General features: G+C 67.2%; 22 protein-coding genes. 10 read left to right on the top strand and 12 right to left on the bottom strand.

Features of this window, described 5'->3' with window-relative positions:
* Window positions 1-24 precede the first annotated feature (24 nt).
* Complete coding sequence (locus tag BMW51_RS12700; protein ID WP_093007015.1) at window positions 25-342, bottom strand: 2Fe-2S iron-sulfur cluster-binding protein; 318 nt, start codon at window positions 340-342, stop codon at window positions 25-27.
* 78 nt (window positions 343-420) lie between these two features.
* Between BMW51_RS12700 and BMW51_RS12695 the strand changes: the two genes are divergently transcribed.
* Complete coding sequence (locus BMW51_RS12695; RefSeq protein WP_093007283.1) at window positions 421-1050, top strand: DNA-3-methyladenine glycosylase family protein; 630 nt, start codon at window positions 421-423, stop codon at window positions 1048-1050.
* 372 nt (window positions 1051-1422) lie between these two features.
* On the opposite strand, the gene BMW51_RS12690 is transcribed toward BMW51_RS12695, so the two are convergent.
* The 6 genes from BMW51_RS12690 to BMW51_RS12665 all read right to left on the bottom strand — a co-directional run bounded on the left by BMW51_RS12690 (window position 1423) and on the right by BMW51_RS12665 (window position 6435).
* Window positions 1423-2013: a TetR/AcrR family transcriptional regulator gene (locus BMW51_RS12690; protein ID WP_177171666.1), complete on the bottom strand. Its 591-nt coding sequence runs from the start codon at window positions 2011-2013 to the stop codon at window positions 1423-1425.
* A gap of 86 nt (window positions 2014-2099) precedes the next feature.
* Window positions 2100-2579, bottom strand: a complete 480-nt coding sequence (locus BMW51_RS12685; RefSeq protein WP_093007011.1) for a nuclear transport factor 2 family protein — start codon at window positions 2577-2579, stop codon at window positions 2100-2102.
* A 90-nt stretch (window positions 2580-2669) separates the two neighbouring features.
* Window positions 2670-3314, bottom strand: a complete 645-nt coding sequence (locus BMW51_RS12680; protein ID WP_245708502.1) for a TadE/TadG family type IV pilus assembly protein — start codon at window positions 3312-3314, stop codon at window positions 2670-2672.
* Between the two features lie 2 nt (window positions 3315-3316).
* Window positions 3317-3895 (bottom strand): TadE/TadG family type IV pilus assembly protein, encoded by a 579-nt coding sequence (locus BMW51_RS12675; protein WP_245708501.1) that lies wholly within the window; start codon window positions 3893-3895, stop codon window positions 3317-3319.
* Window positions 3895-5790 carry a pilus assembly protein TadG-related protein gene (locus BMW51_RS12670; RefSeq protein WP_177171665.1) on the bottom strand — a complete coding sequence of 632 codons (1896 nt, stop codon included), beginning with the start codon at window positions 5788-5790 and terminating at the stop codon, window positions 3895-3897. Before BMW51_RS12670 ends, BMW51_RS12675 begins: the two co-directional genes overlap by 1 nt.
* A 213-nt stretch (window positions 5791-6003) precedes the next feature.
* Window positions 6004-6435 (bottom strand): DUF2147 domain-containing protein, encoded by a 432-nt coding sequence (locus BMW51_RS12665; protein ID WP_093007003.1) that lies wholly within the window; start codon window positions 6433-6435, stop codon window positions 6004-6006.
* 137 nt (window positions 6436-6572) lie between these two features.
* Between BMW51_RS12665 and BMW51_RS12660 the strand changes: the two genes are divergently transcribed.
* Window positions 6573-7886, top strand: a complete 1314-nt coding sequence (locus BMW51_RS12660) for an Nramp family divalent metal transporter (protein WP_093007281.1) — start codon at window positions 6573-6575, stop codon at window positions 7884-7886.
* A gap of 74 nt (window positions 7887-7960) precedes the next feature.
* Window positions 7961-9055: an MBL fold metallo-hydrolase gene (locus BMW51_RS12655; RefSeq protein WP_093007001.1), complete on the top strand. Its 1095-nt coding sequence runs from the start codon at window positions 7961-7963 to the stop codon at window positions 9053-9055.
* Here the strand turns inward: BMW51_RS12655 and BMW51_RS12650 are convergent.
* Window positions 9036-9758, bottom strand: a complete 723-nt coding sequence (locus BMW51_RS12650; RefSeq protein WP_093006999.1) for a hypothetical protein — start codon at window positions 9756-9758, stop codon at window positions 9036-9038. The genes BMW51_RS12655 and BMW51_RS12650 overlap by 20 nt on opposite strands.
* Window positions 9755-10963, bottom strand: a complete 1209-nt coding sequence (locus BMW51_RS12645) for a toxic anion resistance protein (RefSeq protein WP_093007279.1) — start codon at window positions 10961-10963, stop codon at window positions 9755-9757. The genes BMW51_RS12650 and BMW51_RS12645 overlap by 4 nt, the downstream gene beginning before the upstream one ends.
* 155 nt (window positions 10964-11118) lie before the next feature.
* On the opposite strand from BMW51_RS12645, the gene BMW51_RS12640 reads away from it, so the two are divergent.
* The 3 genes from BMW51_RS12640 to BMW51_RS12630 all read left to right on the top strand — a co-directional run bounded on the left by BMW51_RS12640 (window position 11119) and on the right by BMW51_RS12630 (window position 15657).
* Window positions 11119-12066, top strand: coding sequence for a DUF2268 domain-containing putative Zn-dependent protease (locus BMW51_RS12640; protein ID WP_093006997.1), 948 nt, complete (start codon window positions 11119-11121; stop codon window positions 12064-12066).
* 204 nt (window positions 12067-12270) lie between these two features.
* Entirely contained in the window at window positions 12271-14112 is a 1842-nt protein-coding gene (gene typA, locus BMW51_RS12635; RefSeq protein ID WP_093007277.1) for a translational GTPase TypA, read from the top strand.
* Window positions 14113-14322: 210 nt separating this feature from the next.
* Entirely contained in the window at window positions 14323-15657 is a 1335-nt protein-coding gene (locus BMW51_RS12630; protein ID WP_093006995.1) for a chloride channel protein, read from the top strand.
* 38 nt (window positions 15658-15695) lie between these two features.
* On the opposite strand, the gene BMW51_RS12625 is transcribed toward BMW51_RS12630, so the two are convergent.
* Complete coding sequence (locus BMW51_RS12625; protein ID WP_093007275.1) at window positions 15696-18014, bottom strand: TonB-dependent receptor; 2319 nt, start codon at window positions 18012-18014, stop codon at window positions 15696-15698.
* Window positions 18015-18387: 373 nt separating this feature from the next.
* Here BMW51_RS12625 and BMW51_RS12620 point away from each other — a divergent pair, with 373 nt between their 5' ends.
* The gene (locus tag BMW51_RS12620) at window positions 18388-19617 is read left to right on the top strand and encodes a glycosyltransferase (RefSeq protein ID WP_093007273.1); all 1230 of its coding nucleotides are present in this window, start codon (window positions 18388-18390) and stop codon (window positions 19615-19617) included.
* Here the strand turns inward: BMW51_RS12620 and BMW51_RS12615 are convergent.
* Both BMW51_RS12615 and BMW51_RS12610 read right to left on the bottom strand, forming a co-directional pair.
* Window positions 19598-20341 carry a fatty acid desaturase gene (locus BMW51_RS12615; protein WP_093006993.1) on the bottom strand — a complete coding sequence of 248 codons (744 nt, stop codon included), beginning with the start codon at window positions 20339-20341 and terminating at the stop codon, window positions 19598-19600. The two genes, BMW51_RS12620 and BMW51_RS12615, sit on opposite strands and share 20 nt — an antisense overlap.
* A complete protein-coding gene (locus BMW51_RS12610) occupies window positions 20328-21305 on the bottom strand; it encodes a phosphatase PAP2 family protein (protein WP_093006991.1) in 978 nt (325 codons plus the stop codon). The genes BMW51_RS12615 and BMW51_RS12610 overlap by 14 nt, the downstream gene beginning before the upstream one ends.
* Before the next feature lie 187 nt (window positions 21306-21492).
* Between BMW51_RS12610 and BMW51_RS12605 the strand changes: the two genes are divergently transcribed.
* From BMW51_RS12605 to BMW51_RS12595, 3 genes are all read left to right on the top strand, one after another.
* On the top strand, window positions 21493-22497 hold the full coding sequence (locus BMW51_RS12605) for an alpha/beta fold hydrolase (RefSeq protein ID WP_093006989.1): 1005 nt from the start codon (window positions 21493-21495) through the stop codon (window positions 22495-22497).
* Between the two features lie 75 nt (window positions 22498-22572).
* Window positions 22573-22776, top strand: a complete 204-nt coding sequence (locus tag BMW51_RS12600; protein WP_093006987.1) for a DUF5818 domain-containing protein — start codon at window positions 22573-22575, stop codon at window positions 22774-22776.
* 76 nt (window positions 22777-22852) lie between these two features.
* Window positions 22853-25315, top strand: coding sequence for a S9 family peptidase (locus tag BMW51_RS12595; RefSeq protein ID WP_093006985.1), 2463 nt, complete (start codon window positions 22853-22855; stop codon window positions 25313-25315).
* The last annotated feature ends 4 nt before the right edge of the window (window positions 25316-25319 follow it).

Below are 25319 nucleotides of genomic sequence, written 5' to 3'. Positions count from 1 at the left end.
GGGATCGACCGCGCCACGCCCGTCTCAATCCTCCTCGGCGATCCGCACCTTCAACCCGTCGAGCGCGGAGGTGAACTGGATCTGGCACGACAGCCGCGAGCCCGCGTCGCGGTCGGCGGACGAATCGAGCAAGTCGTTCTCGTCCTCGCTCATCTTAGGCAGGCGATCGGCGAAGGCGGGATCGACGTGGACGTGGCACGTCGCGCAGCTGCAGCAGCCGCCGCACAGTGCCAGGATCTCGTCGATCCCGGCGTCGCGGATCACTTCCATCACCGACAGGCCGACCTCGCCCTCGATCTCGCGTTCTTCCCCCTCGCGCGTGACGACGATAAGCTTGGGCATGATGATGTCTCCGACAAGTTTGCGCCGCCATGCCGCGTCGGGCGCGCCCGGGCAATGGGTGGCGCGAGCGGTTCCGCGATGGGCCTGAACGAGCGCGACCTGCGCGCCGGGCTGGACGCGCTGGCTGATATCGAACCCGCCTTCGCCGCCGCCATCGCGCGCGTCGGCTACCCGGCGCCGCGCATCCGCCAGCGCGGCTACGCCACCTTGCTGCGCACCATCGTCGGACAGCAGGTGAGCGTGCGCGCCGCCGACGCGGTGTGGCGCAAGCTTGAGGATCAGGTCGGCGACCCGAACGATCCTTCGATCATCGCGGCGGCGAGCGACGAGGCGCTTCGCGCCTGCGGCTTCTCACGGCAGAAAACGGGCTACGCGCGCAGCCTGGCCGAGGAGGTGCTGAGCGGCCGCCTCGACCTCGTGCATCTGCCCGCCGACGACGAGGAAGCCGTCGCGCAACTCGTCAACGTCAAGGGGATCGGGCGCTGGTCGGCGGAGGTCTACCTGCTGTTCGCCGAAGGCCGCCCCGACATCTGGCCCGCGGGCGACCTTGCGGTGCAGATCGAGGTCGGCCGCATTCTCGGCCACGATACCCGTCCGAGCGAGAAACTCACCCGCGAACTGGCCGAGGCCTGGCGTCCCCACCGCGGCGCGGCGGCGATCTTCACGTGGCATCATTACGGCGCAGGTCCCGACGCGGCGCCGGTTTGATGGGGGTTTGTGCTGTTGTGTGGAAAGCGGAGGTTAGCGACGCGGTGACCACCAAGCTCTCATCACCAACAACAAACCCGCGATGAAAAGCGCGTTCGAAAGCCAGCCAGCCGTGAAAGGAAGTTCAGGCCAACAGAAGTCTCTTGTCTCTGGACACGGCGTCTATGGTCCTCCGATGAGCCGTATTCTTAGACATCTACCGCACGTCCGCAATTGAGTGAAGAAAATGCTTGCCAATGGGCAAGCAGTCGCTCTTTTCAAGGGAGCGTCGATTGGTACGGCGAATACTCAGCCGCATATTAGAAATGAACGCACGAAAGAGGCTTCTTTATAAGAACGCGGTGGCAATCTGAAAGAACAGCAACAACTGTTCTATCTCCTTGCGATAGCGCCCGCTTCTCCGATGGCTGACAGTATCAGGGCGATCACGGCCTCAAGGCCGTGCATCTGGTCTTCCGGCGCGCCGCCGTTCGCCACCATGTCGGGATGGTGGAACCGGGTCGTGGCATCGAGGATGGCCACAGCCGTTCGCCGCGGTTCGTCGACACGCGGCAACGTGGCGTCGTTCTTGCCGTCAGCCAAGATGCCGGTCAGCTGTCGGGTCAGAAGGTCGGCATGATGATCCTGCACGGCGGGCGTATCGCGAACCACCTGCACCGCGGCGCGCAACAGTTCGGCATCATCGGTGACCTTGCGCTGCTTGATCGCTGCCAGGGTACGAAGCCATTCGATCAACCGTTGATCGGCCGGGCCCTGCTTGTGCGCAATCGCCCCGGTCTGCTCCGACACGCGGCCCAGCCAGCGCTCGACCACGGCCGATCGTAGCGCCGTTTTGCTGGAAAAGTGGCGGTAAACATTGCCGTGGCTCATGTTAAGGTGGCGCGACACATCGACCACGTTGAGTTTTGGCAGTCCGTATCGTCGTAAAAGCATCTCTGCAGCGTCGAGAATGCGTGTGTGCATGCCATCGTCTCGGGCGGTGACGGAAGCTACTTCGGGCTTCCCTGCCCTGATGTCCGATGCTCGATCTGTCCGTGCGCGATCAACCATCAACCGACGCTAGCATGCTCCGACATGCTTTGCGCCCTGCCAATCGCCCGCATCATCGTTTCACTGGGCACGATGCCAGTCGCCTCGAACAAGGCGCTGATCGCATATTCGACAACCCGGGTGATCTTGCCGTCGGCCACGTCGAAACGGGTCACGTAGGTATTGCGGTAGGGCTTCTGTGAATAGGCGACTACCGCCTCACTTTTGGCCTGCATGAACACTCGCGATCCATCGGATGACACCGTCCAGTCCTTGTGCGTCCACACGAGGCTGCTGAAGTTGTCGAACAGTCCGAAGGTGTAATCCAGTACCTCTGCCTTGCCCTCGAATACGGCTGCCAGCCCGGTCCAGCCACCGCCCGCCATCGGAAAAACCTGCTTGGCATCCTCGGCAAGGCTGCGCTCGATCGTTGCTCGGTCGCGCACTTCGATTGCGTGCACAAAACCCTGTACCAGCGCCAGGCTGCTTTCGATTGTCATTGGTCATGCTCCGTCCTGCGAGAACAACCAAATACGCCTTGAACTGCAAAATGACAATATCTGGAATATGTCATTTGTAGATGTGTTGGCTCACAACCCCGATGGTGTGTCGCAGTTCGTCTTCGGCGGAAATTTCGCATCTGAGTTCGGAGTGGTGAACTCCTTCGATCGCGCGCGGAACATGACCGAGCGGGTGATCGCGGGCTGGGCGTCCATCATGCTAAACGGGATGATCTTGAAGATCGGCTGGTAGTCGTAGCTCACCTGGACGTGGAACATTACCTCGTCGAGCAGCAGGTTGCGCGCGTTCGGCAGCGTCGCGATCTCGACCTTCTGCCGGCATCCGACGACCGGTGCTGCCTGCGTGAATGCGCCGTCGAAGCGCTGCCACAGGATGCGGTTCTCGATCACCTTGTCATTGTTCTGGTCGGTGCCCTGCACGCCGGTGATGACGACGCGCCCGTGGTTGCGCAGGTCGAACGGCTGCGCGGTCAGGTCGATCGCGTTGAACAAGTCGTAGACCTGCTTCTCGCTGATGCCGATCTCGCCGGTGCCGCTCTGCGCGACCAGGTCGCTCATCATGCCCGCCATTCGCTGTACGCGGTTGGTCGCCATGACGTAATTGCCGAACTCGACCCCGGTCAGCGTCAGGCCCAGGAACAACGGCAGCCCTAGCGCGAACTCCAGAAAGGCGACGCCGCGACGATTGCGGGCGAGCGAGGCGATCCGCGCCACGTTCACGATTTGCGCCGCAAGGCTTCGTTGCGCACCACGGTGGTGGCGGACAGCGGTTCTACCCCGTTCGCGTAGCCGATCGCGTTGCCGACCATCTGGAACAGCACCGCCTTCGGGTAATTCACGGTATAGCTGACGACGTCGCCGGCATTGCCCATGACGCCGGTCTTGGGCGTGCTCGGGTCCCATTTGCCGTTCTTGTTGCGGTCGACGAATGGCTCGCCGGCGTCGTATTTCCCGTTCTTGTTGGCGTCGGTGTAGATCTCTGGCGTGACCGAGGCGAAATCGGCGAACACGGTCGTCGTGATCGTGATCGACTTGCCATCCGCGATCGGGAACAGCTTCATCGTGTCGCCGACGCTCTTGCGCATGATCGTCGACCGGTCGTTCTCGCCCGTCTCCATGCTCGCGGTTGCGGCGCGCGCCGCCTCGATCAGCGCACCTTCCAGCACCTGTCGCGCGAAAAGCAGGTGGCCGAGCTCGATCGCGCCGCAGATCAGCATCAGCAACGTCGGCGCGATCAGCGCGAATTCGACGATCGTGACACCGCGCGTGCAGCGCCAAAGGGTGCGCCGCGTCATCACTTGACCAGGTGCAGGTCGACGAGTTCGGACGCGATGTCGTCGAACGCCGCCTTCAGCGTCGCGGCGTCGGACGTGCGATATACGTGACCGGGCGCGCACTGCTCGAACATGTCCAGCGTCTTCTTGTCGGTGGTGGTCAGCGCGACGATGTAAACCTTGGGCGGGTTCTTCTCCGCCTGCATCGACGCGCAGGTTTTCGAGAAGCGAAGTTCCGACTGTCGCGTCAGATCGCCCACGTTCTTTGAAATGGGCGCGTCGCCGTAGTTGCCGTAGAAGGTCCAGGTGCGGTTGGCGTAACCGTTAGGTGCCGTGCTCAGCGCGGTTTCACCGTCGGTCATGAAGACAAGGGCGCGCTTCGCGTCCTCGTTGACTGGATTGCTGCGCTTGAACACGTCGTCGCGCACCAGCAACCGGTATCCCCACAACAGTCCGGCGTGGTGCAGCGTGCCGTTGGCGGGGTAGATCGCGGCGTTCTTCTTCTCGATTACATCGGTCCAATAGGCCTTGCTGCGCCCGTAGGTGACCGGTTCGGCTTCCTCTGGACACTGCCAATTGGGCGACGGTGCCTCCGTCCGGTTGGCGCCGCCGTTGTTGGTCGAACCACCTTGCGGATTGACACGCGAGTCACGCGCGTCCTTCCAGTCGGCTTGGAAGCGCGGGATGCGGTCATAATGGATCTCGAACGGCGTGCCCGTATTGGAGGCGAAATCCCAATCCATCGTGTCCGGGTCGTAATATCCGCCTCCGACCCGCGTGATGACATCGTCACCGCTCGTGGCGGCGCCGTTATTGAGCCCGAGATAATAAGTATAGAACCACGGTCTGTACGGATTCGCGTCCGACTTGTCGTAGTTGAGCATCGCATCGGCGAACTGGGGATGAAGCTTGTAGAGGTTGAAGTCAGCTTCTCCCCCAGCGTATTTGTAATATTCGCCGTTCGGGTCGGCGGCGCTGGCGTTGCCGGGCCGTCCCTTGCCCTTCCCTGGCTTGTCCGGGGCCGCTTTCTCCCTCGGTGTCCAGAACGGCGGGATGAAATAGGGCTCGATCGGCGGATGCGCACCTTCGCCGGGGAGCGAGCGGTCGATGTCCCACGCGCCGGGATCGCGGTAGCTGATGTCCGACGTCATGTTCTGCACGGTCGCGTCGTCGAAGACGCAGCCCTTCCACAACAGCGGCTGCGCCGGCCAGCCGCCGCCGAACTGCGTCGCTAGTGCGTCGTTGAAGCCGAAGCGTTGACGGACCATCGAGCTTGGCAGCAATTTTCCGACGTTGGCGGTAATGTCGTACATGACGAACCCCATCGCCAGGTCGTCGCGGTTGTCCGCACCCTGGTAAAGGATGTCGAGAAAGCTCTTGGATGCGTCTTTCAGCGCGGTGATGCGGGTCTTTGACGGGCTGCCGTTGCTGGCAGGCAGATCGGCCTTTAGCGAACCCGTATTATCCAGCACCATCATGATCTCGAGCGGATGCGGCTGGATTTCCGCCGTCGCGATTGCGGAAATCTTCTGCTGCTCGATGCCGAAGGTGCGCATGAACGTCATGGGTATGTTGACGCTCGCGGTAACGCTGGTCTGATTGCGCTTGTTCACCGTTTGGAACGTCGGCGTCAGGACTAGGCCGCTCGACCCCATCGTTTCCTTGGGAAAGTTGCCGTAGAAATAGGCGTCGACCTGCGCCTCGCGCGAGTTCGGCACGTTGCCGGTGACCGCGTAGGAGCGCGCGCCGGCGAGTGCCGCGGCATCCACGCCCGCCTGCAGCGCCGACTTGGCGACGTAGATGCGCCCCATGTCGATCGCGGAGCCGAGCGCCGCGATCGCCGGCAGTAATCCCGCCGCCAGCATCGGCAGTGCCGCACCCTTCGTATGGCGCAGCACTGCGCGCAAATTACGCATCCGACATCCCCTTTGGTCCATTTATGACCGGGCAGAGATGAAGGTGTCGTAAAGGAGGCCAGGATTTCTGACCGAATTAGACTAAGATACGGGCGCGCGCCTTTACCCGCGTCCTTGTAGTGGGTGCATGTCGGTCAGGGCCTCCGCCTAACGCCGGAGCCGGATCACGATGCGAAACGAGATGCAGCGCAGGCGTGCGCCGTATGCCCGTCGTCAGCGCGCCGGGCGCCAGGTCTGCGTCTGGCACAGGAACGCGATGCAACCCTGCACTTTCAGCGTGCCGTCGCCGTTGCGACTGACGATCGACTTGTAGGTCTTGCCGTTGCGCGGGTCGTAGATGCGCCCGCGCCAGTCGTCGCCCGCATCGGCGAACTCGGACAGCACCGGCATGCCCACGATCGGGCGGCTGCGCAGTGTCTTGTCCTTGTTGTTGACGTCGGTCGCGGCGGCACCCGGCGTGTGCTTCAGCACTCGCACGATCCGCCCGCAGGTCTTGCCACCGCACGGGCCCACCTCGACCAGTGCGGCGCCGTCCTCGGTCACGTAGCGACCGTTGATCGGCTGCGCGGCGAATGCGGGCGCGGCGAGGGCGAGCGAGCCGGCGAGGGCGGTCAGGACGATGGCGGGGGCGCGGAGCGTTGTCATGGCACCTTCTTGCGGCGGCGCGGCTGAACACGCAATGGCCGAACCGGCACCGGTCGCGGCGCGGCAACGAAAGCTTACTTGGACGCGCCGCGGATAACGCGTTGAACCGGGCGCGCTTCTCCCGCATGGCAGGAGCGATGTCGTCACCGTCACATTCGCCCGCCCGATCGCTGGCCGACAGCTACGCCTCGATCCGCGTGCCGGAAGGTGCGGGCTTCTGGCGCACATTGCTCGCCTTCGTCGGACCGGGCTGGCTCGTCGCAGTCGGCTACATGGACCCGGGCAATTGGGCGACAGACATCGCGGGCGGCTCGGCGTTCGGCTACCTGCTGCTGTCGGTGGTGCTGTGCTCCAACCTGATGGCGATCGTGCTGCAGGCGCTCGCTGCCCGGCTAGGCATCGGCGCTGGGCACGATCTGGCGCAGGCGTGCCGCGCGCGCACGTCGAAGCCGGTCGGCATCGCGTTGTGGCTGCTCGCCGAGATCGCGATCATCGCCTGCGACCTGGCCGAGGTGCTGGGCACCGCGATCGCCTTGAAGCTGCTGTTCGGCCTGCCGCTCGTCTGGGGCGTGGTGCTGACCGGGCTTGACGTGTTCGTGATCCTGGCACTCCAGCGCCGCGGCTTTCGCCAGCTGGAAGCGTTCATCGCCGCGCTGCTGGTCGTGATTGCGGTGTGTTTCGGGCTTGAGCTGATTTGGGCACGGCCCGACTGGGTCGCGGCGGCGGGCGGGTTGATCCCACAGGCGGAGGTCGTGACCAACCCCGCCGCGCTCTACATCGCGATCGGTATCCTGGGCGCGACCGTGATGCCGCACAACCTCTATCTGCATTCCTCGATCGTGCAGACGCGCGCCTACGGTGAAGCGGAGGCAGGGCGGCACCGCGCATTGAAACTTGCGACGATCGACTCGACGGTCGCGCTCGGGCTAGCCTTCTTCATCAACGCCGCGATCCTGATCCTCGCCGCCGCCGCCTTCCACACCGCCGGGCGGACCGAGGTGGCGGAGATCGAGCAGGCGCACGAACTGCTCGCCCCGATGCTGGGGGTCGGCGGCGCGAGCGCGGTGTTCGCGATCGCGCTGCTCGCCAGCGGACAGAACTCGACCGTCACCGGCACGCTCGCCGGGCAGATCGTGATGGAGGGGTTTCTCGACCTGCGCCTTCCGGTCTGGCTTCGTCGACTGGTCACGCGCGCGCTCGCGATCCTGCCCGCGGTGCTCGTCGTCGGCGCGTCGGGCGACAAGGGCGCGGGCGAGTTGCTGGTGCTCAGCCAGGTCATCCTCTCGCTCCAGCTACCGTTCGCGGTGATCCCGCTCGTCGCCTTCACCGCCAACCGCGGCTACATGGGCAGCTTCACCGCGCCGCGCTGGCTGTCGGCGCTCGCCTGGGCGATCGCGGCGGTGATCCTTGGGCTGAACGGCTATCTGCTATGGGGGATGGCGACCGGGTGAGCCAAGTTTGACACGCCGGCGGCGGTGACGCAGCAGCAACGCTTTCGTCCCCTTTCCAAAGTCGCGCGACCACGATGATCCGACACCTTTCAGCCCTTCTCCTGCTCGCCGGCTGCTCGGTTCCCGCGATCACGCCCGGAGAGCTGCCGCGCAGTGACCATTTCGACGGACGCCGCTTCTTCAACCCTGACGGCCAGCAGGGCAGCGGCGGCGACGCGAAGAAGGGACCGGTCGGGCTGGTCGAGAGCCTGTTCTCGCGCGCGCACAGCTGGCCTGACGTACCGGTCACGCCGACGCGTCCGCCCGCGCGTGTCGAGGGCGAGGCGATGGCGGTGACGTGGATCGGCCACTCGACCGTGCTGGTGCAGACGCGCGGGCTCAACATCCTGACCGACCCGGTCTGGGCGGAGCGATCCTCCCCGGTCCAATTCGCCGGCCCCCGTCGCGTGCGCGAACCCGGCGTCCGGTTCGCCGACCTGCCGCGAATCGATCTCGTGCTGCTAAGCCACGATCATTATGATCACCTCGACACCGGCACGCTCAAGACGCTGTCCGACCGCGACCATCCGCTGATTGTGACGGGGCTGCGCAACGACGCGCTGCTCGCGCGCTACGGGATCGCGGCTCAGGCGCGCGACTGGGGCGGGCGCGTCGCGTTGCGCCCCGGCATCGACGTGATCGTCACGCGCGCGCATCACTGGAGCGGGCACGGCGTCGGCGACCACGACCGCGCGTTGTGGAGCGGGTTCGTTGTCACGCTACCGGGCGGCAATCTGTATTTCGCGGGCGACACCGGTCCAGGCGACATGCGCTGGGCGCTCGAGGCGCGCCGCTACGGACCGGTGCGGATGGCGCTACTGCCGATCGGCGCTTACCATTTCAGCGGTGCGGAGACGGGCAATCACATCGGCCCCGACCAGGCGGTCACTGCGTTCGAACAACTGGGCGCCGCCTATGCGCTCGGCGTCCACTGGGGCACGTTCGAGCTGACCTCGGAAGGGATCGACCAGCCCCGCATCGAACTGCACTGTGCGCTGGAGCGAGCGCACATCCCGCTCGGCCGTTTCCGCGCAACCGAGGTCGGGCAGACGTGGATGATCCCGCCGTTCGCCGCGACCGATCAACCGTCGCGGGTCACGCCTCGCTCCATCACTCGCCCTGGTACTTGATCTCCAGAAAGCGCCCGCGCGTCGCCAGCGCGTCCAGGTCGCCCTGCGCCAGCTGCTCGCTCATCTCGCCCAATTCGCGCTCGATCACGCCCAGGCCGTCGGTGAGCTGCTGATCGGGCGTCTTGCCGTTCCGCGGCGTGGAGCGAAGACCCGCAGGTACCTTCTGATAGTTGCGCACGAACTCGGGCAGCTGTTCGCCGACCAGCCGGCGGACCTCGGCGGCGGCGGGCGCATCGTCGTCGAGCGCGCCGATCTGCACCCCCAACGTGTCCAATCGCGCGCCGATGCGATCGATCACCGGCACCGCGGGCGCGGGCAGCGCGGGGCGTTGCGCGTCGAGCCACCGCGCCGTCGCCGCCGGCAGCGCCTTGATCTCGCTGCGCGCGATCCGCTCGGGCGTCGGCACCGGGGTCGCGGGTGCAAAGGCGATCACCAGCGTGACCGCCAGCATCAGCATCATCACCGCCAGCGCGCCGAACATGCCCAGCGGCATGACAATCCCGCCGAACAGCCCCGCCGCGATCAGGATGGCGGCATTAGCGAGCGCGATCAGCGTGACGCGCTGCTTCACCCCGCCGCGACCGCCGCGGACCGGACGCCGCTGCGTCTGCACCACGCCGCCGCCGCGCACCCGGTCGACCGCACGCTGCGCGTCGGCGATTGCCTCGTCGGTGGAGGTCGCGGGCGGCGTCGGTCCGCTCACAGCGCCTCCAGCTTGAATTGGTCGGCCGGCCCCGACACGCGGTTCTGCGCTGCACCCTCGGCGCGCGCGATATAGCCCTTCGACTTCTCGACCTCGCTGCCCAGCGTCGTCACCGTCGTCTTCATGCTGTCGAGCGCCTTCAACTTGAAGTCGTCGATCGCGTCCATCGTATCGTAGATGTTCTGAAACGCGCGCTGCAGCGTCTCGAGCGGGATCGTCGAGGCTGCCGCCTGCTCGTGGATGCGCGCGGTGTTGGAGCGCAGTAGCTTGCCGGTCGAATCGATGATGTTGGCGGTCGTGGTGTTCAGCTGGGTGATCTGCTCCAGCACCAGCTTCTGGTTGGTCAGCGCCTGCGCCACCGTCACCGCGGTACGCAGCGCCGCGACTGTCGTGGTCGACGCGCGGTCGACGCCCTTGATCAGCTCGACATTGTTCTTCTTGACCAGGTCGAGCGCCAGGTAACCCTGCACCGTCACCGCCATCTGCGTCAGCAGGTCCTGTGTGCGCTGGCGGGCGTAGAACAGCGCTGTCTCGCGGATCGCCTTGGCTTTCGCCGGATCGGTCGCGTCGAGTTCGTTCGCCTTGTCCTCCAGCCGCGCGTCCATCGTCTGCGACAGGTGGATCATCTGCTCCAGCCGACCCATCGCGGTCCACAGGTTCGCGCGCTCGGTGTCGATCGAGGCATTGTCCATCAGCAGCTCGTCCCTGCCCGACGACAGGCTCTTCAGGATCGAGCTGATATGCGTCTGGCTGGATTTGTAGCTGTCGAAATAATTGCGCATCTTGTTGCCGAACGGGATGATCCCGAACAGCTTCTGCGGCGCGGTCAGGTTGCCCTTCTTGCCCGGATCCAGGTCCTCAACGACGCGACGCAGCTGCGCCAGATCCTTGCCGACGCCGTCATCCTTGTCCATCGCGCGGACTGGCCGATCGAGGAAGCGGTTCGACTGCCCCGCGGCGTCGCGGATTTCCTTCTGCCCCATGCTGGTGATCGCGTCGACGCGGCGCCCGAACTCGGGGGAGTTCACGTCCTCCGCGATCAACTGCTCTACGAAGGTGTCGACCCGCGTCTCCAGCTCGGTGCGCGTGCCCTGGTCGACCGGCACCAGCCCCGCCGCCTTCGCGGGCGCGACCTGCGGCACGGGATCGGGCGGGGTCAGCACCAGCTCCTTCTCGGCAGTCGTCGTATCGGGCGTGGTCGCCATCGTATCCATCCTTCTCGCCCGCACCCGCGCGAGCCGCTCGTCAGCCTGACCGCGAAGCCGCCCGCGATCAAGTGTGTTGTCAGTATAAGACGCGAGCGCCGCCGCCGCAATCGCACGACTTGTGCGCGTCACGAGGACCGTGCCACGCTTCCGCGATGATCGCCGCCCTCCTGCTCGCCCTCGCTGCCCCCGACACCGTGCCGCCGGTCGATCCGCTCACCGCCACCGTCGAGACGAGCGACGTCGACCGCTTCGCCGCGATCTTCGACGCCGCAAGCGGTGTGCCGACCGCGGCCGACCTCCAGCGTGGCTACCTCGATCCGGGCAGCGAGGGCGTGCGCGTGTTCACCCCCGACCGGATCGAGAGTGCGGCACACCTCGCAAAGGCGGTCGCCGCCGACCGCGCGGGCTACGAGCGCGCGCTCCGCGTCTGCCTGCCGATCGTGCGCGAGACGCAGGGTGAATTGCGCGCCACGTATCTAGCGCTTCACGGCTTGCTGCCCGATCAATCGCTGCCGCGCATCTTCCTCGTCATCGGCGCGGGCAACTCGGGCGGCACGGCCGCGCCTGGCGTGCAAGTGCTGGGGCTCGAGGTGCTGTGCCGCATCTCAGAAACGCCCGAGGCGCTGCGCGCGACGCTGCGCAGCTTCTACGCGCACGAGACGGTGCACGCATTGCAGCACGATCCCGATGGCGCGCTGGCGGCGGCGAACGGCAATGTGCTGCTGCAGAACGTGCTGGTCGAAGGCGCGGCGGACTTCATCGCCACGCTCGTCACCGGCCGGCAGATCGATCCCGAACGCGCTGCCTGGGGAATTGCGAACGAGCGTATGCTGTGGACGCGCTTCGACGCCGACCTCGCGCTGGTGCAAGGGTCAGGTGACCTTTCGCGCGGCAAGCCCGCCGGCGACGCGCTCTATCGCTGGATCGGCAACGCCGGCGATCCACCCACGGGGTGGAAGAGTGAGGCGGGTTACTGGGTCGGGCAACGCATCTGGCAGCGCTGGTACGATCGCCAGTCCGACAAGCACGCCGCGATCCACCGGATGCTGACGCTCGACCGATTGAACGAAATTCTCGCTGTCGGGCGCTATGGTGGATGAGCCGCTGTCCTACAGCCGTCCTGCGTGTCAGGGACCTCATCACGTATAATCCTCGCGCGGGCGCACGTGCGCAATGGGTGCGACCTTTGTGACATTTCGCTGCAATTGCGCGCTTTCCCGCCCCATCTTTTCGCGGACGCACAAATAGGCTAAGGCCGCGGCCGAAATCGCCTGTGCCAACGCGCGGGCCATCCAGGAAACATGATGAACCTCCGCAATATCGCGATCATCGCGCACGTCGATCATGGCAAGACCACCCTCGTCGACCAGCTCTTCCGCCAGTCGGGCACGTTCCGCGAGAACCAGCGCATCGAAGAGCGCGCGATGGATTCGAACGACCTCGAGAAGGAGCGCGGGATCACCATTCTCGCCAAGCCGACCTCGGTCGACTGGACTCCGCCGGGCAGCGATGAATCGATCCGCATCAACATCGTCGACACGCCCGGCCACGCCGATTTCGGCGGCGAGGTGGAGCGCATCCTGTCGATGGTCGACGGCGTCGTCCTCCTGGTTGATTCGTCCGAAGGCGCGATGCCGCAGACGAAGTTCGTGACCGGCAAAGCGCTGGCGCTGGGCCTGAAGCCGATCGTCGTCGTCAACAAGGTCGACCGCAGCGACGCGCGCATCCAGGAAGTACTCGACGAGGTGTTCGACCTGTTCGTGTCGCTCGACGCCAACGACGAGCAGCTCGACTTCCCCGTGCTCTACGCGTCGGGCCGCAACGGCTACGCCTCGACCGACATGGACGCGCGCGAGGGCACGCTGATCCCGATGTTCGAGACGATCGTCAGCCACGTGCCGCCGCCCAACCTGGAGGTCGAAAACGTGCCGTTCACCTTCCTGGTGACGCTGCTCGATCGTGACAATTTCCTCGGCCGCATCCTGACCGGCCGTGTCAATTCGGGCACCGTGAAGCTAAACCAGCCGATCCACGCGCTCGACAATGACGGCAACGTCGTCGAGACCGGCCGCGCGTCGAAGATCCTGTCGTTCCGCGGGCTCGACCGCGTGCCGGTCGATGAGGCCAAGGCGGGCGACATCATCAGCCTCGCCGGCCTGACCACCGCGACCGTCTCGAACACCATCGCCGACCCGCAGGTGACCGAGCCGCTGCACGCGCAGCCGATCGACCCGCCGACGCTGTCGATGCGTTTCGCTGTGAACGATTCGCCGATGGCGGGGCGCGAGGGATCGAAGGTGACCAGCCGCATGATCCGCGACCGCCTGTTCCGCGAGGCGGAATCGAACGTCGCGGTCAAGGTGACCGAGGCTGCCGACCGCGACAGCTACGAGGTGGCTGGCCGCGGCGAACTCCAGCTCGGCGTGCTGATCGAGACGATGCGCCGCGAAGGATTCGAGCTCGGCATCAGCCGTCCGCGCGTGCTGTTCGGCGAGGACGAGGACGGCAAGAAGACCGAGCCGTACGAGACCGTCATCATCGACGTGGACGAGGAATATTCGGGCACGGTCGTCGAGAAGATGAACCTGCGGAAGGCCGAGATGACCGACATGCGTCCCTCGGGCGGTGGCAAGACGCGCATCACCTTCTCCGCGCCCAGCCGCGGCATGATCGGTTACCACGGCGAGTTCTTGTCGGACACGCGCGGCACCGGCATCATGAACCGGCTGTTCGAGAAGTACGGGCCGCACAAGGGCAACATTGAGGGCCGCAAGAACGGCGTGCTGATCTCGAACGGCGCGGGTGAGGCGCAGGGCTACGCGCTTGGCCCGCTTGAGGATCGCGGCGTGCTGTTCGTCGGCCACGGCGAAGCGCTGTACGAGGGCATGATCATCGGCGAGAACGCCAAGACGGATGACCTCGAGGTCAATCCGATGAAGGCGAAGCAGCTGACCAACTTCCGCGCGTCGGGCGGCAAGGACGACGCGATTCGCCTGACCCCGCCGAAGAAGATGACGCTGGAGCAGGCGATCGCATATATCGACGACGACGAGATGGTCGAGGTCACGCCCAAGAACATCCGCCTGCGCAAGCGCCACCTCGACCCGAACGAGCGCAAGCGCGCGAGCAGGGCGAAGGCCGCCTGAGGCGAGCCGGGCAAGCCGCAGCGATAGCTGCGGCAAGCCTCAAGGCTCGCCCGGCCGGCCTCGCCACAGCGAGGACCGACGACGCGGCTTAGCCGCGGCGCGCCCCGGCCAGACACTAGAAAAAAGGCGGCGACCGGGCACTCACCCCGTCGCCGCCTTTTTTCGTTCCGTCGCAGGTGAACTCGCGACCGATCGCGCTATAGCGGGGCCATGCTCGACCGCCGCTCAGCCGCTGCCTCCCGTCGTCGCTGGACGGTTTCGCGTTACCGCGCGCTGCTCAGGACGCGCGGGCCGAAGTCGGTGCAGTTCCGCACGCGCGTGTCGGTGCTGGCCGGCGCGATCGCGATCGGCTTGGTCGCGATCCTGTTCGCCGAGGCTGCCGACTGGGCGGGCGGATGGTTCAACGGCTACGCGCACCGCTATCACTGGCTGCCGCTGCTGACGACACCGCTCGCGTTCGTGGCGCTGGTGTGGGTCACCCGTCGCTTCGCACCGCTGGCGCGCGGGTCGGGCATTCCGCAGGTTATCGCGGCGGCGGACGATCCCAACCGCGCGACCGGCTCGCTGATCTCGGTCCGCACTGCGGCCACTAAGATCGTGCTGACGATCGCCGCGGTCATGTCGGGCGCGTCGGTCGGGCGCGAGGGGCCGACGGTGCAGCTCGCCGCGGCCGTCATGGGATTCACTCACCGCATCATGCGCGTGCCGCTGCGCACGCCAGTCGTGATCGCCAGCGGTGCCGCGGGCGTCGCCGCCGCGTTCAACACGCCGCTCGCCGGTCTGCTGTTCGCGATCGAGGAACTGGCGAGCGCGTACGAGCAGCGCGTCACGCTGCTGGTGCTGACCGCAATCGTCATCGCGGGCATGGTCGCGCAGTCGGTACAGGGCGATTACGTCTATTTCGGCGTGATCGGCGCCAGCATGCCGCTGTCCAGCGCGCTGCTGGTGGTGCCGGTCGCCGGCGTCGTCGGCGGATTGTCGGGCGGCGCATTCGCGCGGCTGATGCTGATCCTGGCGGTCGGCAATCACCGTGTCACGCGGTGGAGCAAGGCCAATCCGATCGTGTTCGCCGGTGCCTGCGGCATCGTGGTGGCGGGGCTGGGCGTCGCGACCGGGCTGACCTGGGGTACCGGCTATTCGGCGGCGCGCGCGATGATCGTGGGGGTCGACGCGCCCTTATGGTTCGGCCCGGCCAAGTTCCTCGCCACGCTCGCCACCGCGGTCGCGGGGCTGCCGGGCGGCATCTTCGCACCCTCGCTCGCGGTCGGCGCGGGCGTCGGAAATCTGCTGCGCGAGGTGTTCCCGGCCAGCCCGACCTCGGCGGTCGTGATCCTCGGCATGGTCGCCTATTTCGCGGGCGTCGTGCGCGCGCCGCTGACCGCGGTCATCATCCTGTCGGAGACGACCGCCAGCCGCGGGCTGATGCTGCCGATGTTCGCCACCGCCTTCATCGCCGATGCGGCGAGCCAGTGGGTGTGCCGCGAGAAATTGTACCACGGCCTGTCGCGCGGCTTCGCGATGACACCCGAGCCCAAGCCGCACTGAGAAGGGACGGCGGATCGCTCCACCGCCCCCGCGTTTCCTCAGCGGAATTTGCCGCTGAGCGACACGCCGACGACGCGCGGTTCGTTGAACACCGCGGCATTGTAGTTCTCGATCACGCCCTTCAGGTTCTTCTCGCGCGTCAGATTGCGCGCGAACGCGGCGATCTCGTAGCGGCCATCGGGCGTTGTATACCCCGCCTTCAGCCCCAGTTCGAAGTTGCCGTTCGCGTAGAATTCGCGCGTCTTGTAGAGCACGAAATTGGTATAGCCCTGCAGGTTGAAGTCGGTCGCGAGGAACAGCCCGCCGTCGTTGCTGAGCGGGATGTCGTACCGGACCGCCGCGTCGATCTGATATTCGGGCGCGTTGGGCAGCGGGTTGCCGTCGATCTGCGCCAGCACCGCAGGCGCACCGAAGATCGTGCGACGGATCGTCGGGTCCTGCACGGTGCACGTCACCTGACCCGCCAGCGCGCACACCTGCGCATAGACGTTCTTGTCCTTGATCTCGCTGTGCAGCGCGCTGCCGCCCAGCGAGAAGGTGATGTTGCGGATCGGACGCCATTCCAGCTCGGCCTCGAACCCGTAGGCGTCGGCGTGGTCGGCGTTGAACAGCACGCCGTTGCCGTTGGCGTCGTTGCCGTTCAGCTGGATGTCGTTGACGCGGTAGTAGAAGCCCGTCGCGTTGAAGCGAAGGTTGTCGAACGGCCGCGTCTTCACGCCCGCCTCGTACGAGGTGATCGTCTCGCTGTCGGCGGTGGTGAAGGCCGAACCGAACACCGCCGAGCGGCCCTGGATCGTCGGACCACGGAAACCGCGCGCAACGCGGGCGTAGATGCTGGCGGTCGGATCGACCTCGTACAGCGCCGACACGTCCCAGCTCGGCTCCTTGCCGGTCAGCTTCACGTCACGCGGGGCGGTGGCGGGGAAGTTGACCGTTGCGCCGGTGGTCGCGGGCTTGACCAAAATTGTGCGCTTGTCGTCTTCGGTATAGCGCCCGCCCGCGGTCAGTGTCAGGCGGTCGATCGTGTAGCTCGCCTGCCCGAACACCGCCCAGGACGTGTTGGCGTCGTGCAGCCGCACCCAGTTGCCCGGATTGTTGGTGTTGCTGTTCGCCGCCACGAACGGCGCGGTCAGGAAGAAGCGGCGCTGGTAGAAATCGGTCGTGTCGCGCTGGTCGAAGTAGAAACCGCCGAACTGCCACTTGAACGCCGCACCCGCGTCGCTGGAGGCGAGCCGCAGCTCCTGCGTCCACTGGTCGAGGTCGCGAATGTTGCCCTGGCTCTGCCCGCAGTCGATGCAGCCGCCGTTCGCGTTGAGCGGCAGCTGGCGCACGCCACCGTCGGTGTCGCCGCGGCTGTAACCCGACGTCGTCTCGTACGCGGTGATCGAGGTCAGCGTCGCGGCACCGAAATCCCACGCGGCATTCACCGACCCGCCGTACGTCTTGTACGCCTGCGGATTGTTGTCGCCCTCGTCCAGCGCGACGCGGCTGCGCGGCTCGCGCGCGACGCTGTTCGATCCGCGCACCAGCGCGCCGCGGTGGAAGATCGTCGAGCTGCCGTCGTAATCGCGCGCGTGGCCCGACACGTTGATCGACAGCGTCTCGGTCGGCGTGAACAGCAACTGCAACCGAACGTCGCGCTCGTTGAAACCGCCCAGCTTGTCCTTGCCGCCGCGCGTGCCGTCGACACCCGGGCCGGTGAAGGTGTTGTCGATCCAGTCGTCGCGGTGCTGGTAGAGGCCCGACAGGCGGAACGCGATCTTGTCGGCGACGATCGGACCGCCGATCCCTGCGTCCACGGTCGCCGTGTTGTAGCTGCCGTAGGAAGCGCTGACGCGGCCGTTGAAATCCTGGCTCGGGCGGATCGTGTCGAACTTGATGATACCTGCGGTCGTGTTGCGCCCGAACAGCGAACCCTGCGGCCCGCGCAGCACCTCGACCTGGTTGACGTCGAACACCGGATTCGATTTCAGCACCACGTGCTCGAGCACCACATCGTCCTGGATGATCGACACCGGCTGCGACGCGCCGAGGTAGAAATCGATGTTGCCCAGACCGCGGATGTAGAAGCGCGGGAAGATGCGCCCGGTCGTCGTCTCGGCGTAGAGGCCGGGTACGCGGCCGGCGAGCGACAGGATGTCCTCGCCCGCCGACTGGAACGTACGCAGGTCGTCGCCGCCCACCACCGCGACCGACACCGGCACGCGCTGGAGGTTCTCCGACCGACGCTCGGCGGTGACGGTGATCTCCTCCAGGCCATCGCCATTGTCGCCCGGCGTCGCCGTGGCGGCATCGACTGCGGGCGGGGTGGAGGTCTGCACCGTCTGCGCGGCCACGGGCGCGGCGAGCGTCAGCATGCCGGCGGCACCGGCGAGCAGGAGCGACTTGGACGTCACGATGATCTGTTTCCCTTTTGCGTGAACCGCGGGTGTGAAGCGCGCAGCACCGCTGGCCCGTACGACGAGAAGTCGTACGGATTCTGGTCGGTGATTCGCGGCTTCCCCCGCTTCGTTGAAGTGCCTGGCAGCGGATTGTGTCGGACGTGTGAAAGGTGTCGGAAGATTGCTGAACCGCACACATTCCCGCGCGCTGTTGCCGGTCGGGCACAGCGCCGCCGCGAAACTGCCTGATCCCGGTCAATCACCAGTACTGTGCGCTTCTACAGCGCTGGACAGCGCACGCGTCACGACCTAGCCGCGACCTTTGCCTTTCAAGAAAGCGCCCGCGCGCGTGCCATCCGTCAGGCGACATATCGCGATCGTCGCCCCGCCCACCGCGGGACATCTGAACCCGTTGCAGGTGCTGGGCCGCGAACTGTCGGCGCGCGGCCACCGCGTCTCGCTGGTCCACGTCGACGGGGTCGAGCGGTTCGTCTCCGACCCGAGCGTCGGCTTTCACGCGATCCCCGGTACGAGCGCGCCGATGCTCGACGCCTATCTCGACCTGCTCGGACGTCCGACCGGACCGCGCGGACTGCCGCGGATGATCGCGGCGACCGCGCAGATGACGGCGCAGCTGCTCGACGGCGTGCCGGCGGTGCTGGAGCGGATCGGTGCCGAGGCGGTGATCGCCGACACGGCCGAGCCCGCCGGTGCGTTGATCGCCGCGCGGATGCGCCTGCCACTCGTCGCGAGCGTCACCGGGCTGCCGCTGCTGCGCGAGGAGGACGTTCCGCCGCCGTTCCTCGGCTGGCGCTTCCGCCCCGACGCGGTCGGGCGCAATCGGAACAACGGTGGCTATCAGGTCGCCGACCTGCTGCTGCGCCCGATCACGCGCGTGCTGGACGAGACGCGGCGTACGTGGGGCCTCGGGCCTGAGGGCGAGCCACTGGCGTGGGTGGCGCAATGCCCGCGCGCGCTCGACTACCCGCGTGCGCGCTTGCCCGCCACGTTCAGCTACGGCGGACCCTGGCGTGGCCCCGAAGAGGGTGCCGTCGACCTGCCGCACGACGACGAACGCCCGCTGGTATTCTGCTCACTCGGCACGCTGCAGGGTTCACGCCGCGCGCTGTTCGCGGTGATGGCGCGCGCGTGTGCGCTGGCCGGCGCACGCGCGGTGATCGGACACGGCGGCGGGCTCTCGCCGGCGGGCGAGGCCGCGCTGCCGGGCGACCCGCTGGTGCGCGCGTTCTGGCCGCAGGCGGCGGTGCTGCGCCACTGCGCCGCGGCGGTGCTGCACGGCGGGTTCAACACCGTGCTCGACGCGCTGGCGGCAGGGGTGCCGATCGTCGCGCTGCCGATCGCGTTCGAGCAGCCGGGCACGGCCGCGCGCGTCGCCTGGTCGGGTGCGGGGCGGGTCCTGTCGCCCCGTGCCTTGCGTGCCTCGACGCTCGCTGCGGTACTCGGCGCGGTGATCCACGATCCCGGCTACCGCGATGCCGCACGGCGGATCGGTGCCGAGATGGCGCAAAGCGGCGGCGCGACCGCCGCCGCGGCGCGCGTCAGCGCGGCGCTTGCGTGATCCGCGACCGTACACCCGGCAGCCGCCACCACGGCGTGCGCGGGCTCAGGTGATGCTCGTGATGATAGGCACCAAAGTGGAAGCAGGTCGCGACCGACGCCAGCGGTGACAGCGCACTGCTGCGCGCATTGTGGTGATCGGCGAAGGGCGCGTCGTCGTGCCGGTGCGGCAGATAGGTGCCGAAGAAGAACAATTGCGCCAGCGCGAGCAGCGCGGGCACCGCCCAGAACGCGACGATGTTCACAAGCGACGCGCCGAGCAGCAGGTACAGGATCGCCGCCAGCGTGATCCGCGCGATCTGCCCGTGCGTGTAATAGCCCGAGAAGAACCGCACGAACCACCGCAGCGCGTGCCGCGGTGCGCCGGCGTGGAAATCCGGGTCATGCTCGGTTCCCGGTGCGGCATGGTGCGCGTGATGCTTGGGGTGGAGCGCGCGGTACGACAGCGCGGCATACGCGCCGAGACATAGCGTTCCGACCACGCGGTTCGCGCGCGGGTGCCCGGGTGCGAACGAGCCGTGCATGCAATCGTGCGCGACGATGAACAGCCCCGTACTGAGCCACGCCTGCGCGACGACAAGCAGCGCCGCGACCGGCGCCGTGGCAAAGCTCCACGACCAGAAGAAGATGCCGCCGACGTGGATCGCCAGCCACGCCGCGCCGATCGCCCCGGCGAGCAGGGCGCTTGTGCGCGTGTCGCGGCTGGTGGTGCTAGCCGATGCCATGTTCGATCCGGGTTTCAAAGGGTTGCGCCAAGTCGCGCGGCTGCGCAACCCCCGGGCGAACGGCGCTTCGCCGGCGAACCAGCCGCGGCGCGACCGCCAGCGCGAGCGGCGCGAGCGCGAGCCCGCCCAGCACGTCGATGCCGTAATGCCCGCCGAACAGCGGCGTCGCGATGATCGTCACGCCCGCCCACACCGGCGCAACGAAGCGCCACACCGGCGTGTCGCGCTGCGCCCACGACAGGATCACCGGCAGCGTCGCGTGGAAGCTCGGAAAGCTGACGATCCCCATCAGCTGAGTGAGGTCGAGCACGCGCCACGTGCCGTCGCGCAGCCCCGCGATCATTCCTCGCTCGATCCACGCGATCGACGGCCACAATCGCGTGTAATGCGCGGGGTCGAACACATTTCCCATCGCGGGCATCCACCACGAGATCAGGATGGTCGCGAACCCCGACAGGATCGCCGCCGCAATCGCGACGCGCAACCGGTCGAACTGCGCGTAGGCGCTCATCGCCACGATGCAGGTCACCATCTGGAGCGTCAGGCTGTGATAGGCGAACGCGCCGATCCACAGTGCGGCGGGCGCTTGGTCGGCGGCGGTGAACACCGCGGGCCAATCGAAGCCGAGCGCGCGGTCGGCGGCGGCGAGACGCGCGTCCCACAATGCGCCCGCCCGTGCGGCGAGCGCGTAGGCGAGTACGACCCCGAACAGCGTGAACAGCGTCATCTGCAGGAACGCGATCGATCCCGCGGCGAGGCGCGGCCGGTTGCGCCGCCGCCCAAACCACGCCGCACCGCCGAGCAGCGCCAGCCCGACCACGGGCGGCACCGCACGCCACGCATCGATGCGAAAGCCCAGTCTGCTCGCCGCAGCGAGACAGGTCGCCGACATCAGCGCGAGCATCCACCACGCGGCGGTGTCGCTCGTCGTCGCGACGAACGGATCGGTTTTCGGCAATCGCACGGGCGAAACCCTACACCGCGGCGGGCCGCGCGGGAACAGCACGTAGCCTCGCACGCTTCGCAGGGGTGGTCAGGATTTCGCGCCGTTCGTCGACGCCGTTCGATGGCGCCATCCACACCGTCTATCCTGGCGGAACGGTCGCGCTGCCTCACCGTCGCCGGTGTTGAGATATTGCAGAGGGACTGAGATGCCGATTGTCGATACCGATTTCGTGACGATCGCCTACGAGGATCGCGGACCGCACGATGGCCCGCCGGTGCTGCTGATCCACGGCTGGCCCGATGACGCCTCGACCTGGGACACGGTCGTGCCGCGGCTGAACGCGGCGGGGCTGCGCACGATTCAGCCGACACTACGCGGCTTCGGTGCGACGCGGTTGAAGCCCGATGTGCGGCGCACCGGCAACAGCGCTGTGCTCGCGCTCGACATGATCGCGCTGATGGATGCGCTCGGAGTCGACCGCTTCACCGTCGCAGGCCACGACTGGGGATCGAACACCGCGGAGGCATTGGCGGTCGGCTGGCCCGATCGGGTCGAGCGGATGGCGATGCTGTGCACGCCGCCGCGGCTTGGCGGCATGAAGACACCCTCGTTCGCGCAAGCCGAGCGGCAATGGTATCACTGGTTCATGGCGACCACGCGTGGTGCCGACGCGGTGCGTGCTGACCGCCGCGGCTTTGCACGAACGCACTGGAACAACTGGTCGCCGCCCGGCTGGTACGACGAGGAGACGTTCGACCGCGTCGCGCGCGCGTGGGAGAATTCCGACTGGGTGGAGGTGACGCTGCACAGCTACCGCGCACGCTGGGACGAAGCGAAACCCGACCCGCGCAGCCGGTGGCTGGAGGACAAGGTGCGCGCGACGCCTACGCTGTCGCTGCCAACGCTCTACGTTCAGGGCGCGGTCGACGGCGTCAACCCGCCGGAGACGAGCGCCGATGTTGTGAGCAAGTTCACCGGCCCGTTCGCGCGCGTGGTGCTCGCCGGGGTCGGCCATTTCGCGCAGCGCGAGCACCCGCGCGCGGTCGCGCGTCACCTGCTGCACCTGTTCACCGGCGACCCGACCACCTTGGCGAGCACGACCGATCGCAGCCTGTACGTGCGACGAGCCACGCCGCTGCTCGCGTCGATCGGGCTGGCGGCACTCGCCGGAGTGGGCGCGGCTGGCGCCGGGAAGCGCGACCGGCAATAAGGTGGGCCGATGCGGTCCTGCTTGCCGGACGCCGAGCGGCTTGCGATATACCGCGGCGATGTTGAGTGAAGCTGCATGACCGCGATCGGAACACGAATCGATGAGACGGGCACGCTGATCCGCGATGGTGGTGCCTTCTTCCTGCGCCGCGACGCCGGCGGACGGTTCCAGCTGGAGCTGCAGCGCACGCCCGTCGATCTGGTGGAAAAGCGCGTGCGGCTGATCGGCACCCTGGTCGGCCCCGACCTGGTCAGCGCGGACGGCGTCTCGCCGCCTTGAATGATTGCATCGCGCGGGTTGAATTGAGCCGCACTTGCCCGGACAAGGGCTCCCACATGATCCGGGGGTTCCATCCATGCGCGCAGCCGTTCTCGCTCTCTTGCTGACCACCACGCCGGCCTTCGCCGCCCAACTTCCCGCTGCGCCGGACGCGCCGGCCACCACCTACCACCGCGCGCCCGATGCGATCGCGAAGATCCTGGAAACGCCGCCAACCCCCTCCGTCGCGGTCAGCCCGGACCACCAAACGCTCGCGATCCTGGGGCGCGAGAACCTGCCGACGATCGCCAACCTGTCGAAGCCGATACTGCGCCTCGCCGGCTATCGCATCGATCCCGCCACCAACGGCCAGGCGGAGGTGCGCACGCAGTGGCTGAACGCGCTGTCGTTCAAGGACCTGGCATCGGGTCGCGAGGTGAAGGTCGCGCTGCCCGCGGGCACGCGCTTCACCAATCCGGCGTGGTCGCCCGACGGCTCGCGCCTCGCCTTCGTGGTGCAGGAGCCCGCCGGCCTCGCGTTGTGGGTCGCCGATCGCAGCGGTGCGGCGCGTCCGCTCGTTCGCGGGATCAATGCCGCGTTCAGCGGCTCGCCATTCACCTGGACGCCCGACAGCCGCGCGATCGTCGCGCGCACCGTGGTCGCAAACCGTGGCGCCGCGCCGGTGGAGAACGTCACCCCGACGGGCCCGGTGGTGCAGGAAAGCAACGGCCGCCGCTCCGCCGCACGCACCTACGAAGATCTGCTCGCGAACGCGGGCGACGAGGCACTGTTCGACCATTATTTCACCGGCCAGCTGGTCCGCGTCGATGTTGGAACAGGCGCCGCGACGCCGATCGGCGCGCCCGGGCTGTTCACCAGCTTCAGCGTCTCGCCCGACGGCCGTTACCTGCTGACCGAGCGATTGAAGCGGCCTTATTCCTACCTGCTGCCCGCCGGCTATTTCCCGACCGAGATCGCGGTCACGACGATCGACGGACAGCCGGTTAAGACGCTGGTCGATCGCCCGCTCGCCGACGACCTGCCGGTCGACTTCGACGCGACCGTGAAGGGCCCGCGCGAGGCGGAGTGGCGCTCCGACGCGCCCTCGACGCTCGTCTGGGCGGAGGCGCTCGACAGCGGCGATCCGAAGGCGAACGTGCCGTTCCACGACCGCGTGATGATGCAGGCGGCGCCCTTCTCCGCCGCGCCCGTCGAGCTTGCCAAGACCGCCAATCGCTACGCGACGACGATGTGGGGCGACGGCGGCTTCGCGATGGTGGTCGACCGCGCGTGGAAGACCCGCACCGAGCAGCGCTACGCCGTCAGCCCCGACGCGCCCGGCACCGCGCGCGTGCTGCTGACGCGCAATTACCAGGACCAGTACGGCGATCCCGGCTTCCCGACGCTGGAGCGGAACGCCGCAGGCAAGCAGGTGATGCGCTTCACCCCCGACCGCCGCGCCGTCTTCGTCGAGGGCGACGGCGCGACCAAGGCCGGCGCCTTCCCGTTCTTCGCAACGATGCCGATAGCGGGCGGCGCGCAGACACGGCTGTGGACTGCCAAGGCACCTTATTACGAGAGCGTTGTCTCGATGCTCGACGACACGGGCGCGCGCATCCTGACGCGGCGTGAAAGCGCGAAGCTCGCGCCCAATTACGTCATCCGTACCGTAAAGGGCGACAAGGCGAAGCTCGTCACCGATTTCGCCGATCCCGCGCCGTCGCTTGCGGGCGTGACGCAGCGCACGATCACCTACAAGCGCGCGGATGGCCTGCCCTTGTCGGGCACGCTCTATCTGCCCGCGGGCTATGATGCGGAGCGCGACGGGCCGCTGCCGACGCTGCTCTGGGCATACCCGGCCGAGTACACCGACCCCAAGGTCGCGGGGCAGACGGTCGATCAGGGCAACCGCTTCACCCGCCCGCGCGGGATCAGCCACCTGTTTCTCTTGACGCAAGGCTATGCCGTGCTCGACGACCCCGCGATGCCGATCGTCGGCGAGGGCGGCGCGGAGGCGAACGACACCTACGTCAAGCAATTGCAGGCCGACGCGCAGGCTGCGGTCGACGCGGTGGTGGCGACGGGCGCGGCCGACCGCAACCGGATCGCGGTCGGCGGGCACAGCTACGGCGCGTTCATGACGGCCAATCTGCTCGCGCATACGAACTTGTTCCGCGCCGGCATCGCGCGCTCGGGCGCGTACAACCGCACGCTGACGCCGTTCGGTTTCCAGGCGGAGCAGCGCACCTACTGGCAGGCGACCCCGACCTATACCGAGATGTCACCCTTCACCTACGCCGACCGGATCAAGGCGCCGATCCTGCTGATCCACGGCGGCGCGGACGACAATTCGGGCACCTTCCCGATCCAGTCGGAGCGGATGTACGCGGCGTTGAAGGGCAATGCCGCGACCGTCCGCTACGTCGTGCTGCCGAACGAACCGCACGGCTACCGCGCACTTGAATCGACCGAGGAGACGCTGTGGCAGATGACCGACTGGCTCGATCGCTACGTCAAGCCGGCACCCGCGACGCCGGCGGGGAAGGCCAAAGCGAAGTAAGGCG

It is taken from the genome of Sphingomonas palmae, assembly GCF_900109565.1.
GTDB classification, from domain to species: Bacteria; Pseudomonadota; Alphaproteobacteria; order Sphingomonadales; family Sphingomonadaceae; genus Sphingomonas; species Sphingomonas palmae.
Note: the sequence above shows the minus strand (reverse complement) of the source record. Positions and strands in the feature narration are given on the sequence as shown.

Coding starts and splice junctions, on each gene's coding strand:
- BMW51_RS12600 (WP_093006987.1), top strand. CDS start 22,573: ATGACCGCGATCGGAACACGAATCGATGAGACGGGCACGCTGATCCGC.
- BMW51_RS12700 (WP_093007015.1), bottom strand. CDS start 342: ATGCCCAAGCTTATCGTCGTCACGCGCGAGGGGGAAGAACGCGAGATC.
- BMW51_RS12645 (WP_093007279.1), bottom strand. CDS start 10,963: ATGGCGACCACGCCCGATACGACGACTGCCGAGAAGGAGCTGGTGCTG.
- BMW51_RS12690 (WP_177171666.1), bottom strand. CDS start 2,013: ATGCACACACGCATTCTCGACGCTGCAGAGATGCTTTTACGACGATAC.
- BMW51_RS12655 (WP_093007001.1), top strand. CDS start 7,961: ATGATCCGACACCTTTCAGCCCTTCTCCTGCTCGCCGGCTGCTCGGTT.
- BMW51_RS12605 (WP_093006989.1), top strand. CDS start 21,493: ATGCCGATTGTCGATACCGATTTCGTGACGATCGCCTACGAGGATCGC.
- BMW51_RS12665 (WP_093007003.1), bottom strand. CDS start 6,435: ATGACAACGCTCCGCGCCCCCGCCATCGTCCTGACCGCCCTCGCCGGC.
- BMW51_RS12695 (WP_093007283.1), top strand. CDS start 421: ATGGGCCTGAACGAGCGCGACCTGCGCGCCGGGCTGGACGCGCTGGCT.
- BMW51_RS12660 (WP_093007281.1), top strand. CDS start 6,573: ATGTCGTCACCGTCACATTCGCCCGCCCGATCGCTGGCCGACAGCTAC.
- BMW51_RS12675 (WP_245708501.1), bottom strand. CDS start 3,895: ATGACGCGGCGCACCCTTTGGCGCTGCACGCGCGGTGTCACGATCGTC.
- BMW51_RS12595 (WP_093006985.1), top strand. CDS start 22,853: ATGCGCGCAGCCGTTCTCGCTCTCTTGCTGACCACCACGCCGGCCTTC.
- BMW51_RS12615 (WP_093006993.1), bottom strand. CDS start 20,341: ATGGCATCGGCTAGCACCACCAGCCGCGACACGCGCACAAGCGCCCTG.
- BMW51_RS12630 (WP_093006995.1), top strand. CDS start 14,323: ATGCTCGACCGCCGCTCAGCCGCTGCCTCCCGTCGTCGCTGGACGGTT.
- BMW51_RS12670 (WP_177171665.1), bottom strand. CDS start 5,790: ATGCGTAATTTGCGCGCAGTGCTGCGCCATACGAAGGGTGCGGCACTG.
- BMW51_RS12685 (WP_093007011.1), bottom strand. CDS start 2,579: ATGACAATCGAAAGCAGCCTGGCGCTGGTACAGGGTTTTGTGCACGCA.
- typA (WP_093007277.1), top strand. CDS start 12,271: ATGAACCTCCGCAATATCGCGATCATCGCGCACGTCGATCATGGCAAG.
- BMW51_RS12640 (WP_093006997.1), top strand. CDS start 11,119: ATGATCGCCGCCCTCCTGCTCGCCCTCGCTGCCCCCGACACCGTGCCG.
- BMW51_RS12625 (WP_093007275.1), bottom strand. CDS start 18,014: ATGCTGACGCTCGCCGCGCCCGTGGCCGCGCAGACGGTGCAGACCTCC.